The organism is Herpetosiphon geysericola (assembly GCF_001306135.1).
Lineage (GTDB): Bacteria > Chloroflexota > Chloroflexia > Chloroflexales > Herpetosiphonaceae > Herpetosiphon > Herpetosiphon geysericola.
Genome location: NZ_LGKP01000005.1, coordinates 47,834 through 64,762, shown reverse-complemented (window position 1 = coordinate 64,762; position 16,929 = coordinate 47,834). Strand labels below are relative to the sequence as shown.

The following is a 16,929-nucleotide window of genomic DNA, read 5'->3' as shown; positions in this document are numbered from 1 at the left end:
GGGACGGAAGGGTAGTAATCACGCATGATTACTAAAACCTACCCTTGTAAGAGGGTGGCGACCCCGGTCAATGCTAATGGCCAAGGATTGGTAAAACTAATCCTTGAAAGCTGATGGTGAGGGGATTGATAGTCGTTTTTATATGCGCCATGAGGTTTGATTGTGAATGATTATTCTGAGCGTTTAGCGGCCCTTTCGCCTGCCAAACGCGCCCTATTGTTGCAAAAAGTTCAAGCAAAGGGCACGAAACCAGCCCAGCAAATTCAGCCACGGCCCGATCAAAACAGCTATCCATTGTCGTTTGCCCAACAACGGCTCTGGTTGATTGAGCAACTTCAGCCCAATGCAGCGCTGTATAACGTTTCAATTCCCATGCAAATTCGCGGAAGCTATAGCAATTTAACCAGTATCCTAAGCCAAACCCTCACCGCGATTGTCCAGCGCCATGAGCCATTGCGCGCCAGCTTCAGTATGGTCGATGGCCTGCCACAGCAAGCAATTATGGCGGTCGAACATATCGATATAGCGCTCAGCGATTTCAGTCAATTAAATGCTAGTGAACGCGAAGCAGCCCTCCACCAAGCGATCCAAACTGAAACCGAGCAGCCATTTGATTTGCGCCATGATCAGCTATTTCGGGCCAAATTGCTGCGGATTAGCGATGCTGAGCACATTTTATTGCTGACCATGCATCATATTGCCTTCGATGCATGGTCGGCCAAAATCTTTATCCAAGAGTTTGAAGCGATTTTTACCGCCTTGGAAAACCAGCAGCCGCTGCCACAGCTCGCGCCATTGGCCTTGCAGTATGCAGATTTTGCCGCGTGGCAACGAGAATGGCTACAAGGCGCGACGCTCGACCAGCAACTTAGCTATTGGAAAACCCAGCTTGCTGGCGAATTGCCGGTGCTTGCCTTGCCAACCGATCGGCCACGGCCTGCAATCCAAACCTTCAAAGGTGGGCGGCACACCTTTTGGATCAGCGGCGAGCTGACTAATCAACTCAATCAACTCAGTCAGCAGCAGCAAGCAACCTTATTTATGCTACTGCTCAGCGCTTGGGTTTGTTTGTTGCAGCGCTACAGCGGCCAAAATGATATTATCGTTGGTTCGCCAATTGCCAATCGCAATCGCCGCGAACTTGAAGATCTGATCGGTTTCTTCGTCAATACCTTGGTTATGCGCGTCAAAACTACTAATGACCCAAGTTTCCTCGAATTGCTGGCACAGGTACGCGAAGTGGCGCTTGGAGCCTATGCGCATCAAGATTTGCCGTTTGAAATGTTGGTCGATGCCTTGCAACCAAGCCGCGATCTCAGTCGTTCGGCGTTGTTCCAAGTGTTGTTTGTGCTGCAAAATGTTGCCATCGGTGGCAGTCATTCAGGCTTAGATATTTTGGAAGATGTAGCGAGTCCTTCAAAATTCGACCTCACGCTGTCGCTGGTGGAATTTGATAATGGCCTGCGCGCCACGATTGAATATAATGTTGACCTGTTTGATGCCAGCACGATTGAGCGCATGGGCCAGCATTATGTCACTTTGCTGAGCAGCATCACGCAGCAACCCCAAGCCAAGCTCTCGCAATTGGCAATGCTCACGCCCGCCGAGCAAACCCAGATCATCAAGGATTGGAATACCAGCAGCCAAGCCTATCCCAATCAGCAGCTGTTCCCGCAACTTTTTGAAGCCCAAGTCGCCAAAACGCCAACCGCAATCGCCCTGATTGGCGAGGATCAAGCGCTCAGCTATCAGGAACTCAATCAACGAGCCAATCAATTGGCCTATCGCTTGCAAGCCCAAGGCATTGGCCCAGAGAGTTTAGTTGGCATCTATTGCGATCGCTCGCTTGCGATGGTTATAGCCTTGTTGGCAATCCTCAAAGCAGGCGCAGCCTATCTGCCGCTTGATCCGGCCTACCCAAGCGAGCGCTTAGAATGGATGCTCAACGATTCCAAGCTAGAACTGGTTTTGAGCCAACGCCATTTGCTCGAAAAAGTGCAAGCGCTCAAACACAATGAGTTGACCATCCTCGACCTTGCTACGATATGTGATGGCAGCGAGCCAACGGATAATTGCTCAAGCATGGTTCAGCCATCCAATTTGGCCTATCTGATCTACACCTCAGGTTCGACTGGCAAGCCCAAAGCGGTCATGGTCAACCATCAGGGCCTAAGTAACCTTGTAACAGCTCAGATTGCTGGCTTTGGGGTAACTGCGCAAAGCAGGGTGCTGCAATTTGCCTCATTGAGTTTCGATGCAGCAATTTCGGAAATTGGTATGGCCTTGTTAGCTGGCGCAAGTTTGGTGCTGATGCCAGCAGGCGGTTTGGCCGCAGGCACCGACGTCCTCGGCTTTATTCGCCAGCACAACGTGAGCGTTGCAACCTTGCCACCATCATTATTAACGGTGTTGCCAGCAGATCAAACGCCAAGCTTAACTACGCTGATTACTGCTGGCGAGGCTTCAAGCAACGAGCTTGTCCAACGCTGGGCAGTTGATCGCCGCCTGATCAATGCCTATGGACCAACCGAAACCACCGTTTGTGCCAGTTTGACTCAACTTGAGCCAAGCCTCACAACCACGCCGCCCATTGGTCGCCCACTGGCCAATCTCCAAATCTATTTGCTCGATCAGCACCAGAATATTGTGCCTGTTGGGGTGATTGGCGAAATCTATATTGGCGGGGTTGGCGTAGCCCGTGGCTATCGCAACCGCCCTGAGCTGACTGCTGAGCGCTTTGTGCCCGACCAATTTAGTTCAATCCCAGGCCAGCGTTTGTATCGGACTGGCGATCTTGGGCGCTATCGAACTGATGGCCAAATTGAATTTATTGGCCGGATCGATCAGCAGATTAAATTACGCGGCCATCGCATTGAGCTTGGCGAAATTAGCAGTATTGTGAATGCCCATCCAGCAGTTGAGCAAAGCGTGGTGCTGCTTCACGATCAAGCAAGCAGTACGGCGCGGCTAATTGCCTATGTTGTGGCTAATGCGACTGCCGCCGATTCAACCAACGAACTGCAACATGCAGTCGGAACCAACCAGCCTCCAGCGCCATACGATCTCGCTGCCGATTTACAGGCCTATGCCAAACAACAATTACCAGCCTTTGCCGTGCCAGCAGCCTTCGTTGTGGTTGAAGCCATGCCGCTTACCCCCAACGGCAAGATCGATTATCGCAGCCTTGCCCAACAAGCGCCAAGCCACAATCAAGCCAGCGGCCAAACGCTTGAGCCACAAAATAACCTTGAACAAACCATCACCAGCCTTTGGCAAGAGATTTTGCAACAAGCGCCAATCAGCACCCAAGCCAATTTCTTCGATCTTGGTGGGAACTCGCTGGCAATGGTGCAAGTGCATAGTCGGCTACAAGAGCTTTTGGGCCGCGAACTTGTGCTGTTGGATTTATTCAAGTACCCAACGATTCAGACCCTCGCCGCCTACCTGAGCAGCGAGCAATCGACCCAAGCCTCAACCTTTGTTGATCACGCTAATCGTGCCCAACAACAGCGCCAAGCGTTGCAACGCCAACGTCGCCGCCGTTAACAAAGATAGGATAACGACGATGAGTCATGATGAAACCTTTGCCAACGATGGCAGCCTTGATATTGCCGTGGTGGGCTTAGCTGGGCGCTGGGCCAAAGCGCCCGATGTTGATAGTTTTTGGCAACAGCTTTGTGCTGGCGCCGAAGGCATTACGTTTTTTGCTGCTACTGAATTGCTGGCCGCAGGCGTAACGCCTGAGCAATTGGCCCATCCCCGGTATGTGAAAGCTGGTTCGGTGCTCGAAGGCATTGAGCTTTTCGATGCGAGCTTTTTCGGCTATTCGCCACGCGATGCAGAATTGCTCGATCCACAGCAACGGATTTTCCTGGAATGTGCGTGGCAAGCAGTCGAGCATGCTGGCTACAACGCCTCCACCTACCCAGGCTTGATCGGTGTGTTTGCTGGCTCAAGCTTAAATACCTACTTGCTGCGCAACCTCGTTAGCCAACAAGGGCGGGGCACAATTCCCGATCTGGCTCAATTAATTATGGGCAATGATAAAGACTTTTTGCCCACCAGAGTCAGTTATAAGCTTAATTTGCGCGGGCCCAGCTTTAGCGTCCAAAGTGCATGTTCAACCTCATTGGTTGCAACCCATTTGGCTTGCCAAAGCCTTTTGAGCTACCAATGCGATATGGCGCTTGCGGGCGGGGTTTCGATTAGCGTGCCGCAACAGCAAGGTTATCAATCCCAAGAAGGCGGCATTCTCTCGCCTGATGGTCACTGTCGGCCCTTCGATGCCCAAGCCCAAGGCACACTCAATGCCAATGGAGCAGGCGTTGTTGTGCTCAAACGACTTGACGATGCCCTCGCCGATGGTGACACGATTTATGCCTTGATCAAAGGCTCAGCGGTCAACAACGATGGAGCAATGAAAATCGGCTACACCGCGCCTAGCATCGACGGTCAAGCAGCGGTCATTCGCGCCGCCCAACAAGTTGCCGATGTCGATCCAGCCACAATTTCCTATATCGAAGCCCATGGCACTGCCACCGCCCTTGGCGACCCGATTGAAGTTGCATCGCTCACCAAGGCCTTTCGCCAGCAAACTGAAAAAACTCAGTTCTGTATGCTTGGCTCGGTTAAATCGAATTACGGCCATCTCGATACAGCAGCAGGTGTTACTGGCCTGATCAAAACCGTGCTGGCGCTCCACCATAATAAAATTCCTGCGAGCCTGCATTATCAAACCCCAAATCCTCAACTTGCGCTTGAAACCTCGCCATTTTATGTCAATACAAAACTCAGCGATTGGCCAGCAGATCAGCCAGTGCGCCGCGCGGGCGTGAGTTCATTTGGGATTGGCGGCACAAACGCGCACGTGGTGCTGGAGCAAGCACCAACGCTTGAACCAAGCGCACAAACCGATGCTTTGCAAATGCTTGTGATTTCTGGGCGCAATCGTGCGACCCTCAACGCGGCGACCAAAAATCTAGCCCAGCACCTTGAAGCCAATCCACAGCTCAACTTGGCCGATGTTGCCTATACGTTGCAGGTAGGTCGCCAAGCCTTCAATCATCGACGGGTTGTGGTTTGTCAATCGATTGCCGAGGCCAGCCAAATTTTGCGCCAGCGCGATAAACGCATGGTCAGCGGCCAAGTTAGCGCCACAACCCCAGCAGTCGTGTTTATGTTCCCTGGTGGTGGCGTGCAATACCCAAGCATGGGCCAAGAACTCTATCAAACCCAGCCAATCTTTCGCCAAGCAGTTGAGCGCTGTTTAAGCCTGCTCAACCCCACAACCAGTGCAAATCTGCGTCAATTCGTGTATCTGCCGAACTCCAACATCGATGAAGAACACCTTGCCAGCATGCACTCCAGCTTGTTGGCAATTTTCATCACCGAATATGCCTTAGCCCAATTGTGGCTGGCATGGGGCATTCAACCAGTCGCCTTAATCGGCCATAGTTTGGGCGAATACACGGCAGCCCATGTGGCTGGCTCAATCTCGCTGGAAGCAGCGCTCAGTTTGGTCGAGTTGCGTGGCCGATTAATGGATCGGCTTGAAGACGGGGCGATGATTAATCTTAGCTTGTCAGAAGCTGAGGTCCTGCCGTTGCTTGGCGACCAATGTTCGCTGGCTGCGCTCAATAGCCCTGAGCATTCGGTTGTCGCCGGGCCAATTGCCGCGATTGAGGCACTTGAGCAGCAGCTAGCAACCAGCGAGATCAAATATCGTCGCGTGCCAATTCGCGTAGCGGCCCATTCGAGCATGCTCAAGCCAATCGAGGCAGAATTTGCCGCCTTTGCCCAAACGATCAGCATGCAACCTGCCACAATTCCCTATATTTCGAATGTAACAGGCGATTGGATGACCGAAGAACAATGGTCGAATCCAAGCTATTGGGTTGAGCATTTACGCTCAACCGTCCGATTTAGCGCTGGAATGAGCCTGCTTTTGCAAAACCCTGCTCACGTGTTTCTCGAAGTTGGGCCAGGCCAAACCTTAACGACCTTAACCCGTGCCCAAGCCAGCTTTAGTGCCGAGCGGGTTGTGGTGCAATCGATGCGCCACCCGCAAGATCAGCAAACTGATAGCCAATGTTTGTTGAATGCGCTGGGCCGTTTGTGGATCGCTGGCGTTGCGATCGATTGGCAGCAACGGGTTGTGGGTAAACCGCGCCGCATCGCCCTGCCAACCTATCCATTTGAACGCAAACGCTATTGGGTTGAGCAATTTATCAACACCGCTGAAGCCGCGAATGGGCCTGAAACTGCCCAAGCAGCCAACAACCAAGAGCTGGCAGAGCAAAGCGATCCAGCCAATAGCTACGAACGGCCTCAGCTTACAAGCGAATATGTTGCCCCAAACAGCAGCCTCGAACAGACCATTTGCGCATTGTGGGGCGCAGTTTTGGGTGTGCCAATGATTGGAATCCACGATAATTTCTTTGAGTTAGGCGGCGATTCACTGTTGGCTTTGCAAATCGCCACCCACCTAACAGAAAAAGTCCAGACCAATCTAGGGGTACGCAGCTTATTTGAAGCGCCAACCATTGCCGAATTGGCCCAATTGATCGAAGCCCAAACTGCGCCGCACGCCAAGCAGCAATCATCATTGGTGCGTTTGCAGTCGCAAGGCCAAGCAGCCCCGTTCTTCTGCATTCACCCAATGAGCGGCATGGCCAACGTCTATGCAGGCTTGGCCCAATTACTTGGCACCCAACGCCCATTTTATGGCATTCAAGCCTTTGGCTTGGAGCACCCAGAAACGCCACTGAACGATGTCAAAGTGATGGCGCAACGCTATCTTAGCGATATCCGCCAGGTTCAGCCGCAAGGGCCATATCTGCTTGGCGGCTGGTCGATGGGTGGCTCGATTGCTTTTGAAATGGCGAGCTACTTGGTGGCCCAAGGCGAAACTGTTGGCTTGTTGGCATTAATCGACACTCCCGCCACCTTGACTGGCACATCGCCTGAACAACTGACCGATCTGGAGTTGTTGATTGCGATGCTTGGCGTCGATGCCAGCATTTTGGGCATTGCCGATCCCAAGGCCGAGCCAGATACGGCCATGTGGAATCAGATTTTGGAGATTATCAAGCAGCATCTTGGCTTGCCCGAGAGTTACACACTGGTGCGCTTGCGCCACCTTGTAGCAACCTTTCGCACCCATTCGCAAGCAGTCTGGAATTATCAACCAGCGACCTATCCTAATGAGGTATTGATTTTACGGGCTGCCGATTTGGCTGGCCAACACGACGATCAACTCCAAGCCGCCTATCACATGGCCGATTTGGGTTGGGGGAAGTTTGTGAGTGGTGAGATTCACATCCAGACCATCCCAGGCACGCACAACACCTTGCTGAGCGAGCCAGCCCTGCCAATCTTGGCACGCCACTTGGCAGCCGCCTTGAAGAACGTCGCTGCTGATTCATCCTTGAAACTTGCATCATCACACCATGAAGGATCGCATGAAATCACACTTATGGATTGAATGGTTGCGTAAGCAACCAAACGCTGCGCTGCGGCTCTTTTGCTTTCACTACGCAGGGGGCACAGCGCAACGCGCTCATCAATGGGCCAAACAGCTAGACCAAGCTGTCGAGCTATGTGCAATTGAGTTACCAGGCCGAGGCAAACGCTTCATGGAGCCTGCTTATACCAATTTGGAGCAATTGCTTAACGATTTAATTCCGGTGATTAAACCCTTGCTTGAGGAAAAGCCGTTCGTGTTTTTTGGCCATAGCATGGGCGCGTTGGTCAGCTATGAACTCAGTCGGCGCTTGCACCATGAGCATCAACTGCGGCCCCAAATGCTGTTCGTTTCGGGCCATACAGCGCCACATATCCCGCGCCAAAGCGTAATTCACCAGTTGCCACACCAGCAATTTTGGGATCGGCTGCTGCAACTCAATGGCACGCCCAAAGATATTTTGCAGCATCCAGAGTTAGTCGAATTACTAACACCGATTTTGCGCGCCGATTTTGCGGTCTGCGAAACCTTCGGCTACAGCAATGCGATTGTGCTAGATTGCCCAATGGTGGTCTATGGTGGCCTCGACGACCCAAGTGTTGCCGCTGCTGAGCTTGAATTGTGGCGCAGCCATACCAGCAATGCATGCGAGATTAAGCTTATGCCTGGCGATCATTTCTATCTGCACAACCCATCGCAACACGAGCTAACCAAGCATGTCAACCAACACATCCAAGCATTGGTCAGGTCGGTCACATCGCTAGCCTAGCAGGTTAGCCAAGAACACTGTTCACAGCGGCTAGTCCGCCTCACAGCCCGAAAGGATTAGATTGTTCAATGCGTGCCTTATTTGTCCTGAATCCTGGCATTGGCCACTTGAATCCCATGTTGCCAGTTGCCCAAGTGTTGCAAGAAGCTGGGCATGATGTGGCCTTTGCAGTATCGGCAAAAATGCTGCCAAGCATCGTTGCCAAGGGGTTTAATGGTTTTCCTGCTGGCTTAGCGTGGCTTTCCTCAGAAATGGCCCAAACCTTTCCCGAGATTTTCGAACTGCCGTTTGCCGAGCAAGGGCAGGCAATTTTGGGCAGTATTTTCGCCGATGCTGCCGCGCATGCGATGGTTGCGGATCTGCTTAACCTCTGTAAAACGTGGCAACCAGATCTGATTGTGCGCAACGATTTTGAGTTTGGCAGTTGTATTGCCGCCGAAATTCTGGACATTCCCCAAGCGACGATCAGCATTAGCTATTTTCTCTCGGCGAATGCGCTCGAGTCGTTAATTGGCGAGGAATTAGCCTATTTGCGCAGCACCTATGGCCTAGCACCCTACCCAACCATGGATATGCTCTATCCAAGCTTATATCTAGCCTTCGCGCCACCCTCGTTTCAGCCCAAGGAAATTCCGACTATGGAATCGTTGCGGCCATTGCGTTTTACGCGGTTTAGCGATGGCGAATTGCCAGCCTGGGTCGCGCAATTGCCCGATCGGCCAACCGTCTATGCCTCAATGAGTTCAGTCTTTGATACGCCAACGATCTTTCCAATGATTCTTGAGGCGTTGCGCGACGAGCCAATTAATTTGATTTTGACGGTTGGCACCAAACAAGATCCAGCCCACTTTGGGCCGCAGCCCGATAATGTGTATATTGAGCAATACATTCCTCAAGCCTTGCTCTTCCCGCATTGCGATCTGTTCATCACCCACTGCCCATTTGCCACGATTATGTCAGCACTGAGCCATGGCATGCCGTTGTTGATGATTCCGGTGGCGGGCGAAGAGCCAGCAGGCGCAATGCGAGCGGCAGAGCTTGGTTTAGGCAAGGTCTTGCGCCTGCCCAACCAACCCAAAGAATTTTTCGACCAATGGGTTGCTGAGTTTTCGGTTGAATCGATTCGGGCCAGCGTCCGCGAGCTATTGCAAAGTCCCCGCTATCGCAACAACGCCCAACGCTTTCAAGCAGAAATTCGCGAGCTACCAGGCCCAGAGCGGGTAATTGAGCTATTAACCAATTTGGCGCAATTAAAAGCGTAAGTTTTTGCTGCGAACCACGGCAACGCTGGTTCATCGGTGGATGCCTGTTCACCACTCCATGCCCTTGAGGGGGTACAGGGGGATTAAAGCCCCCTGTGTCTCCCGCCTTGAGGCGGGACGGAAGGGTGGTGAAATGATTGTTAAGTATAGGGAAGAAACGAAGGATAAGGGGTATTAATCATCACGAATCCAATCAAGAATTTTTTGCAAGGGAGATTATCAACCAATGGCGAACGAAACAGCCCAGCTTTATCTTGATCTACTGAAGCGCTGTATTATGGGCTTGGTCTATGAAGATCAGCCGTTACGCAATATTGTGTATGAGCCATTTAGCATGGCCGCACCCTACACCGGCCCCTACAGCACCTTTGATCGCGAGAAACGGTTGAATGGTCACGAATGGCCGAGCCAAGCCCATACGATGCTCAGCATGCATCGGCTGAATAATATTCAAACTGTAGTTACCGACATTCTCGAAAAGCAAATTCCTGGCGATTTGATTGAAACTGGCGTATGGCGCGGCGGAGCTACGATCTTTATGCGCGGCATTCTCAAAGCCTACAATTGTAGCGATCGCACAGTTTGGGTTGCCGATTCATTCCAAGGCTTTCCCAAAAACGAAGCTGAAGGGCTGCTTGGCGAAACCGAATCGCCTGGCTTGCCTCAAGAGCAACATGGCCCGCCGCCCAAGCCCATCCAAGATATTCTCGACTTACTGTGGAAGGGCACATCCTACGACGACGTGCGCAAACATTTCGAGCAATATGGCTTGCTTGATGATCAAGTTAAGTTTCTCAAGGGTTGGTTTTGCCATACCCTGCATCAAGCGCCAATCGATAATTTGGCCCTTTTACGCTTAGACGGCGATTTATACGATTCAACCTACGATGCTTTAGAGGCCTTGTACCCCAAAGTTTCCCAAGGTGGCTATGTGATTGTTGATGATTATGCGACCTTCGAAGAGTGCTACAACGCTGTCCATGATTATCTCGAATCAATTGGCGAAACCGTCACCATGCAGCCCATTGACGAAGATTCGGTCTTTTGGCAAAAGGGCCAAGGATGAAGGATGAAATCTAACCGCGAAGCGCGCGAAGATCACGAAGGCTGAGATTTAGAAACCCAACAATGAAGGTTGGGGATCGGGGGTTAGGGAACAGGGATTAGGCTTGAGAAACCGTGAAGCGCGCGAAGAACGCGAAGAGCGCAAAGGGAGAAGAATGGGGAAATAGCAGCAACAGCAACAATCCACAACATACATATTAGGGGGTGCAGGGGGATGAAAACCCCCTGCGTCTCCCTCCAGCGGAGGGACGGAAGGGAGGAGAAACAACTATGCGCGATTAAAAACGCGCGATCAATTAACTCGTAGTGTGAAGGAGTACAAATGAGTACACGTTTTTTAGGTATTCCAGCAATAGTTTGGTCGATGTTGGCACTGATTATTGCAGCAATCTTCGTGTATGTTTGGCCAAGCGATAAAGTGCCAGGCGATACCACTAGCATTCGCTATTTGATTTTGCGCTGGGGTCATACCCTTGTTTGGGTGTTAATTGCAGGCTTTATTCTTTTGCGCAGCGTTGGCGCCTCGACCATTGCCAACCTGCTAGGAGCCTTGGCAGGCATCACCTATCTGGCCTTTGTCGCAATGATCGTAATGAACTAATTGCCCAAGCAGCATTAACAGCGCTTCTTCTCGTAGGCGCGATGCGTCGATCATCGCGCCTGCCCCAAGTAACTCCACCATAAATTCCCAAGTATAAGCAGGATTGTCCTTCTGGTAGGCCCATAATGTCACTTGTCGCCGCTTGTATCATACAAGCATCAATGTTGATTAGACCTCGATCCAGGAGGATGCAATGGATCAGATTGCTTATCCCAACCAATTCGCAGCACTTTCGACCCCGCTCATTGCCGATGCCTGTCTACGCCTCAACCTACCGCTGCGCGCGGCGCCAACACAAATCCAAGCCTTGCTGCCAAATAGCCATTGTGTTGGGCGAGCGCTGCCTGTTCGGCATTATGGCAGTGTTGATATTTTCCTCGCTGTGCTTGAAACCGCCCAAGCTGGCGATATTTTGGTCATTGATAATGCAGGCCGAACTGATGAGGCCTGTATTGGTGATCTAATTGTGCTTGAAGCGCAAGCAGCTGGCGTAGCAGCGATTGTTGTTTGGGGCTTGCATCGCGATACCAAGGATCTAATGCGCATTGGCTTGCCAGTTTTTAGCGCTGGGCGTTGCGCTGCTGGGCCACAGCGGCTTGACCCATGGCAATCAGCAGCGCTCAGCAACGCGCAGATTGGCACGTGCACCATAACCAAGGATGATTATGTGTTTGCTGATGCAGATGGCGTGTTGTTTGTTGCTGCGACCCATGCCGCTGAGGTTTTGGCAACCGCCCAACAGATCGCAGAGCGTGAACGCCAACAAGCAAACGTCATCCAAGCAGGCCAATCATTACGCGAACAAGTTCAGTTTCAGGCCTATATGGCGCAACGGGCGCTTGATCCAAACCTAAACTTTCGCCAGCATTTGCGCCAAATCGGCGGAGCAATCGAGGAATAATGCGCCTACTAGCCCAATTGTGCGCGCGCAGGATGGTATGCAACCTGCTTTTCAGAACGCGGGATGCAGCCAGCGAGGAGCATTAGCCGCGATAAGGAAGGATTCTATGCGCAAACCGACGTTCTATCGATTGATCCTGCTCGGCGCAATTAGCACCATTATGCTTGGAGCCATGCTGATTCAGCGCACAACTGCCCGCGCTACAAGCAATCAGCCTACCTTAGCTAATCAGCCAAGGCTGAGTACAAGCTTGGTCATTAGCGAATTTCGCACCCGTGGCTTAAATGGGGCCGCCGATGAGTTTGTTGAACTGTATAATCTTTCTTCTGAGCCAGTCAGCATTGGCGGCTGGAAACTCAATGGTTCTAGTAGCAGTGGCACAGTGTCAACCAGGGCGACAATTCCCGCCAATACGGTGCTGCTTGCTGGCTGTCGCTACCTTGTGGTCAATTCATCGGGCTATAGCGGGTCTACTAGCGGCAACCTTAGCTATACAACCGGCGTTGCTGATGATGGCGGAGTTGCCCTGCTCGACCCAAATAACGTTCTCATCGATATGGTAGGAATGAGCACTGGCTCAGCCTACAAAGAGGGCACGCCCCTCGCCCCAACCACAAATAATCTCAATCAGAGCTACGAACGCAAGCCAGGTGGCAGCGCTGGCAATGGGATTGATACTGATAACAATCAGGCTGATTTTAGCTATGCAACAGGCAGCAATCCCCAAAATACGAATGCTGCTTGTACTGTTTTCAGCACACCCACTAGCACGCCAATCGTGACTGCAACGGCAACCGTTACCCCAACCGCTACGCTGACGCCAACGCTGACTGCGACTGCGACCGTGACTGTAATCCCAACGTTGACTGCGACCACGACTAGCACGCCAACGCTGACCGCAATCCCAACCATCACACCGACCCTGACCCCAACGGCGACCAGCACCGCAACTGTTACGCTCACACCAAGCCAAACAGCAACCGCAACGGCGACCAATACGCCAACTGTTACGCTCACACCAAGCCAAACAGCAACCGTGGCCGCAACGGCGACCAATACGCCAACTGTTACGCTCACACCAAGCCAAACAGCAACCGCAACGGCGACCAGCACCGCAACTGTTACGCTCACACCAAGCCAAACAGCAACCGTGGCCGCAAGTGCAACACTACCGACTCCCCAATTCAAGCTATGGCTACCATTGGTGGTGCGCGAAAAGTAAACCGCGACCGCAAATCCACAATTAGGATTCAGATAGCATTGAGGCACGCTGGAATTTCAGCGTGCTTCGGTCCTATTTGGAAATCGGGATCTTGCCAACTTCTAACCTTGCTGCTTATCCTGCACAATCACGGCCCATGCTTGGACTTTCGCACTAAAGGCTTGGGTGTTAGCAGGGCTAGTCGATGGCAGCGCATGCACTGTTAATCGCGATTGCAAGCCAGTACTCAGCGTCGGCCACACCAGCCGCTCAAACAATTGCTGGGCTTTAATCCCATTTAAGCCAATTGTGTGAATCGTTGGATAGCTGCTTAACAATGTTGCAAAATCATTGGCGATCGGCTGAGTAATTGCCGTATCAAGGCTGCCATCACGCTCAGCAGCATGCAATACATCCCAAAGCGCAATCCCATGACACGCTAAAAAGTCAATTCGTTCTGTGCTGGTTGCACCAGGCTCAGCCGCAAATAATGCCTGCATAATCCGCCAAAATTGATTGCGTGGATGCATATAGTAGAACTGAGCGGCCAATGATCGGTCGCCAGGCAGCGTACCAAGAATCAAGCGCTGGCTGGTTGGGTGCACAATCGCTGGAAGCGCATACTTTGTCATCGTCAAGCTCTCCAAAACAATGATGTCAATAAAAAATAAGCCTTGTGCTCGAAATTAAACAAAGAAGCGACCATTTTGGTCGCTTGGTTTTAATGCTTTGCTCAGCTTGAGTATAGCATGGCTGTCTAGACCACAAAACGGCCCAGCGCCGATTCTTTTTCGCTCGCCACTCAGCTACAATCCTCAGCATTCGGCTAACCAAGCGCGATCCAACACAAAGGGAGCAATTGATGAATGCGTATGTGTTCGAATTTACTCAAATTAACTCAACCAATAGCCCGCTGGTTGGTGGCAAAGCCGCTAATTTGGCTAAGCTTGCCAAGATTCCAACAATCCATGTGCCAACTGGCTTTTGTCTTTCGACCGCCGCTTTTCAGCGCATGCTCGAACTAACTCCAACAATCAGCGAATTGCTTGATCAAGCAGCCCTGTTGAGTGTTGTTGATCGAACAGCAATTGCCGAATTAAGTGCAGCCCTTCGGCATACAATTCAATCAAGCCCGCTGCCCGCTGAGATTCATGCAGCAATCAGCCAGCTGCTGGCGCAGTTTGGGCCAACCAAAGCCTATGCGATTCGCTCAAGTGCAACCGCCGAGGATTCGCCAAGCGCCTCGTTTGCAGGCCAGCACGATAGCTATTTGAATATCGTTGGCGAAGCAGCAATTATTCAACAAATTAAGGCATGCTGGGCCTCGCTGTTCAGCGAACGGGCTATGATCTATCGACTGCAACAGGGCTTTGAGCAGCGTAGCGTTAGCTTGGCAGTGATTGTGCAGGCCATGGTTTTTGCCAGTGTTTCAGGCATTATGTTTACCGCCGATCCGATCACTGCCAATCGCAAGCTGTTGGCAATTGAAGCCAGTTTTGGTTTGGGCGAGGCCTTGGTTGCTGGTCGGGTCAATCCAGATAGCTATCAACTGCGCAATGGCGAGGTCGTGAGCGCAACTATCGCCACTAAACAACATGCCATTTATCCAACCAAAGCTGGCGGCACTGAAGAACAGCCAATTATGCCCGCACAACAGCAGCAACCAGCCCTCAGCCAGCCCCAATTATTGCAGCTTGAAGCCATCGGCAGAACCATCGAGCAGCATTTTGGTCAGCCTCAAGATATTGAATGGTGCTTGGTCGATGAGCAGTTTTATATTGTTCAGAGCCGCCCAATCACCACGTTTTACCCAATTCCCGCAGCCAATGATGCCAAAAATCACATCTATATTTCGGTTGGCCATCAACAAATGATGACCGATGCAATGAAACCATTGGGTTTGGCGATTTGGCAATTAACTGCTGGCCGCCCAATGGTGCATGCTGGCGGACGCTTATTTGTCGATATAATTGACGATCTGGCTGTGCCAGCCCGCCGCGCAATTATGCTCGATGTTTTGGGTAAATCCGATCCGTTGATTCGCTCCGCATTGACCACCTTGATCGAGCGCGGCGATATTATTCCAGTAGCTCCCGCGCAGCCAGCAGCCTCAACCCTCGATAAATTCAAGCCTACAAGTGCTGATTCGCTCGAATTTCAGCCAATGATTGAGCATGATCCTGCGCTGGTCACAGCATTAATCGCCCAAAGCGAGCATGACCTGGCCAATTTAAAACACACGATTGTTACAAAATCTGGCGCTGAACTCTGCGATTACATTCTGCACGACATTCAGCAACTCAAGCAAAGTCTTGCCAATCCACAAAGCTTTGGCGTGATTATGAGCGCGATCAATGGATCGAATTGGCTCAACGAACGCATGGACGAGTGGTTGGGCGAAAAGAACGCTGCCGATAGCATTTCGCAAGCGGTTGATCACAATATCACCTCGACAATGGGCTTAGAACTGTTAGACGTGGCCGATGTAATTCGCCGGTATCCAGCAGTCTGCGATTATTTAGCTCAAACCAACGAGCCGAATTTTTTGGATCAGTTGGAGCAATTTGAGGGTGGCAGCCTAGCGCGCCAAGCAATCGAGGCCTATCTGGCTAAGTATGGCATGCGCTGTGCTGGCGAGATTGACATTACGCGCACCCGTTGGAGCGAAAATCCAGCAACCTTGCTGCCATTAATTGTGCATAATATTAAAAGCTTTGCCCCTGGAGCCAGCCACCAAAAATTCGCCCATGGCCGCCAAGTAGCCTTCAACAAAGAGCAAGAACTGTTGGAGCGTTTGCAGCAATTGCCTGATGGTGCAGCCAAAGCCGCCACCACCAAACGCGTGATTGATCTCATTCGCAGTTTTATTGGCTATCGCGAGTATCCCAAATATCACATTGTGAGCCGTTATTTTGTTTATAAACAGGCCTTATTGCAGGCCGCCGAAGTGTTGGTGCAAGCCAAGGTGCTGCGCGATAAAACCGATATAGCCTATCTCACCTTTGCTGAATTGCACGAAGTTTTGCGTACCCAGCAGCTTGCTGATCAGCTGATTGAGCAGCGAAAAGCTGAGCATGCCCAGTTTCAAAAACTCACCCCGCCGCGCGTGCTGACCTCTGATGGCGAGTTGCTGAATGGCAGCTATCAACGCAGCGACGTACCAGCTGGAGCGCTGATGGGTTTGGCTGTTTCGGCGGGCGTGGTTGAAGGTCGAGCACGCGTGATGTTGCAGATGGAAACAGCAACCCTTGAAGCAGGCGATATTTTGGTCACCCGCTTTACCGACCCAAGCTGGACGCCATTGTTTGTGGCAATTCAAGGCCTGGTAACCGAGGTTGGCGGGCTGATGACCCATGGCGCGGTGATTGCCCGCGAATATGGCTTGCCAGCAGTAGTTGGCGTTGCTGACGCAACCAAGCGCATCCGCGATGGCCAACGAATTCGGCTCAATGGCAACACAGGCACGATCGAAATGCTCTAGCTGAATGTCAATTAGGCTGCGCATGCTTTTATAACCAAGCATGCGCAGCATTTAATTGTTGTTTTAAGCAATAGAATCTTTGTTTGTTTCGCAGATTATAATGTCAATTTTACAACTCATTTGTTCGCAATGTTCGGTCTCGCGATGGAGGGTTGAAGCGCCCAGCCATGGTATGATCAACAGAGCC

The 16,929-nt window shown here is 51.6% G+C and carries 10 protein-coding genes; 9 read left to right on the top strand and 1 reads right to left on the bottom strand.

Annotated features, from left to right (window positions below):
- Positions 1-162 precede the first annotated feature (162 nt).
- The 8 genes from SE18_RS01955 to SE18_RS01920 all read left to right on the top strand — a co-directional run bounded on the left by SE18_RS01955 (position 163) and on the right by SE18_RS01920 (position 13,282).
- Complete coding sequence (locus SE18_RS01955) at positions 163-3,546, top strand: non-ribosomal peptide synthetase (RefSeq protein WP_054532740.1); 3,384 nt, start codon at positions 163-165, stop codon at positions 3,544-3,546.
- Positions 3,547-3,565: 19 nt separating this feature from the next.
- Positions 3,566-7,483 (top strand): type I polyketide synthase, encoded by a 3,918-nt coding sequence (locus tag SE18_RS01950; RefSeq protein ID WP_083469666.1) that lies wholly within the window; start codon positions 3,566-3,568, stop codon positions 7,481-7,483.
- Positions 7,461-8,231: a thioesterase II family protein gene (locus SE18_RS01945; RefSeq protein ID WP_054532739.1), complete on the top strand. Its 771-nt coding sequence runs from the start codon at positions 7,461-7,463 to the stop codon at positions 8,229-8,231. Before SE18_RS01950 ends, SE18_RS01945 begins: the two co-directional genes overlap by 23 nt.
- A 68-nt stretch (positions 8,232-8,299) precedes the next feature.
- Positions 8,300-9,493, top strand: a complete 1,194-nt coding sequence (locus SE18_RS01940) for a glycosyltransferase (RefSeq protein WP_054532738.1) — start codon at positions 8,300-8,302, stop codon at positions 9,491-9,493.
- Positions 9,494-9,719: 226 nt separating this feature from the next.
- Positions 9,720-10,559: a TylF/MycF family methyltransferase gene (locus tag SE18_RS01935; RefSeq protein ID WP_054532737.1), complete on the top strand. Its 840-nt coding sequence runs from the start codon at positions 9,720-9,722 to the stop codon at positions 10,557-10,559.
- Positions 10,560-10,880: 321 nt separating this feature from the next.
- Entirely contained in the window at positions 10,881-11,159 is a 279-nt protein-coding gene (locus tag SE18_RS01930) for a hypothetical protein (protein WP_054532736.1), read from the top strand.
- Positions 11,160-11,352: 193 nt separating this feature from the next.
- Entirely contained in the window at positions 11,353-12,060 is a 708-nt protein-coding gene (locus SE18_RS01925; RefSeq protein ID WP_054532735.1) for an RraA family protein, read from the top strand.
- 106 nt (positions 12,061-12,166) lie between these two features.
- Complete coding sequence (locus tag SE18_RS01920; protein ID WP_054532734.1) at positions 12,167-13,282, top strand: lamin tail domain-containing protein; 1,116 nt, start codon at positions 12,167-12,169, stop codon at positions 13,280-13,282.
- 101 nt (positions 13,283-13,383) lie between these two features.
- On the opposite strand, the gene SE18_RS01915 is transcribed toward SE18_RS01920, so the two are convergent.
- Positions 13,384-13,893 (bottom strand): DNA-deoxyinosine glycosylase, encoded by a 510-nt coding sequence (locus SE18_RS01915; protein ID WP_054532733.1) that lies wholly within the window; start codon positions 13,891-13,893, stop codon positions 13,384-13,386.
- Positions 13,894-14,123: 230 nt separating this feature from the next.
- Here SE18_RS01915 and rph point away from each other — a divergent pair, with 230 nt between their 5' ends.
- Positions 14,124-16,742, top strand: a complete 2,619-nt coding sequence (gene rph / locus SE18_RS01910; protein WP_054532732.1) for a rifamycin-inactivating phosphotransferase — start codon at positions 14,124-14,126, stop codon at positions 16,740-16,742.
- Positions 16,743-16,929 lie beyond the last annotated feature (187 nt).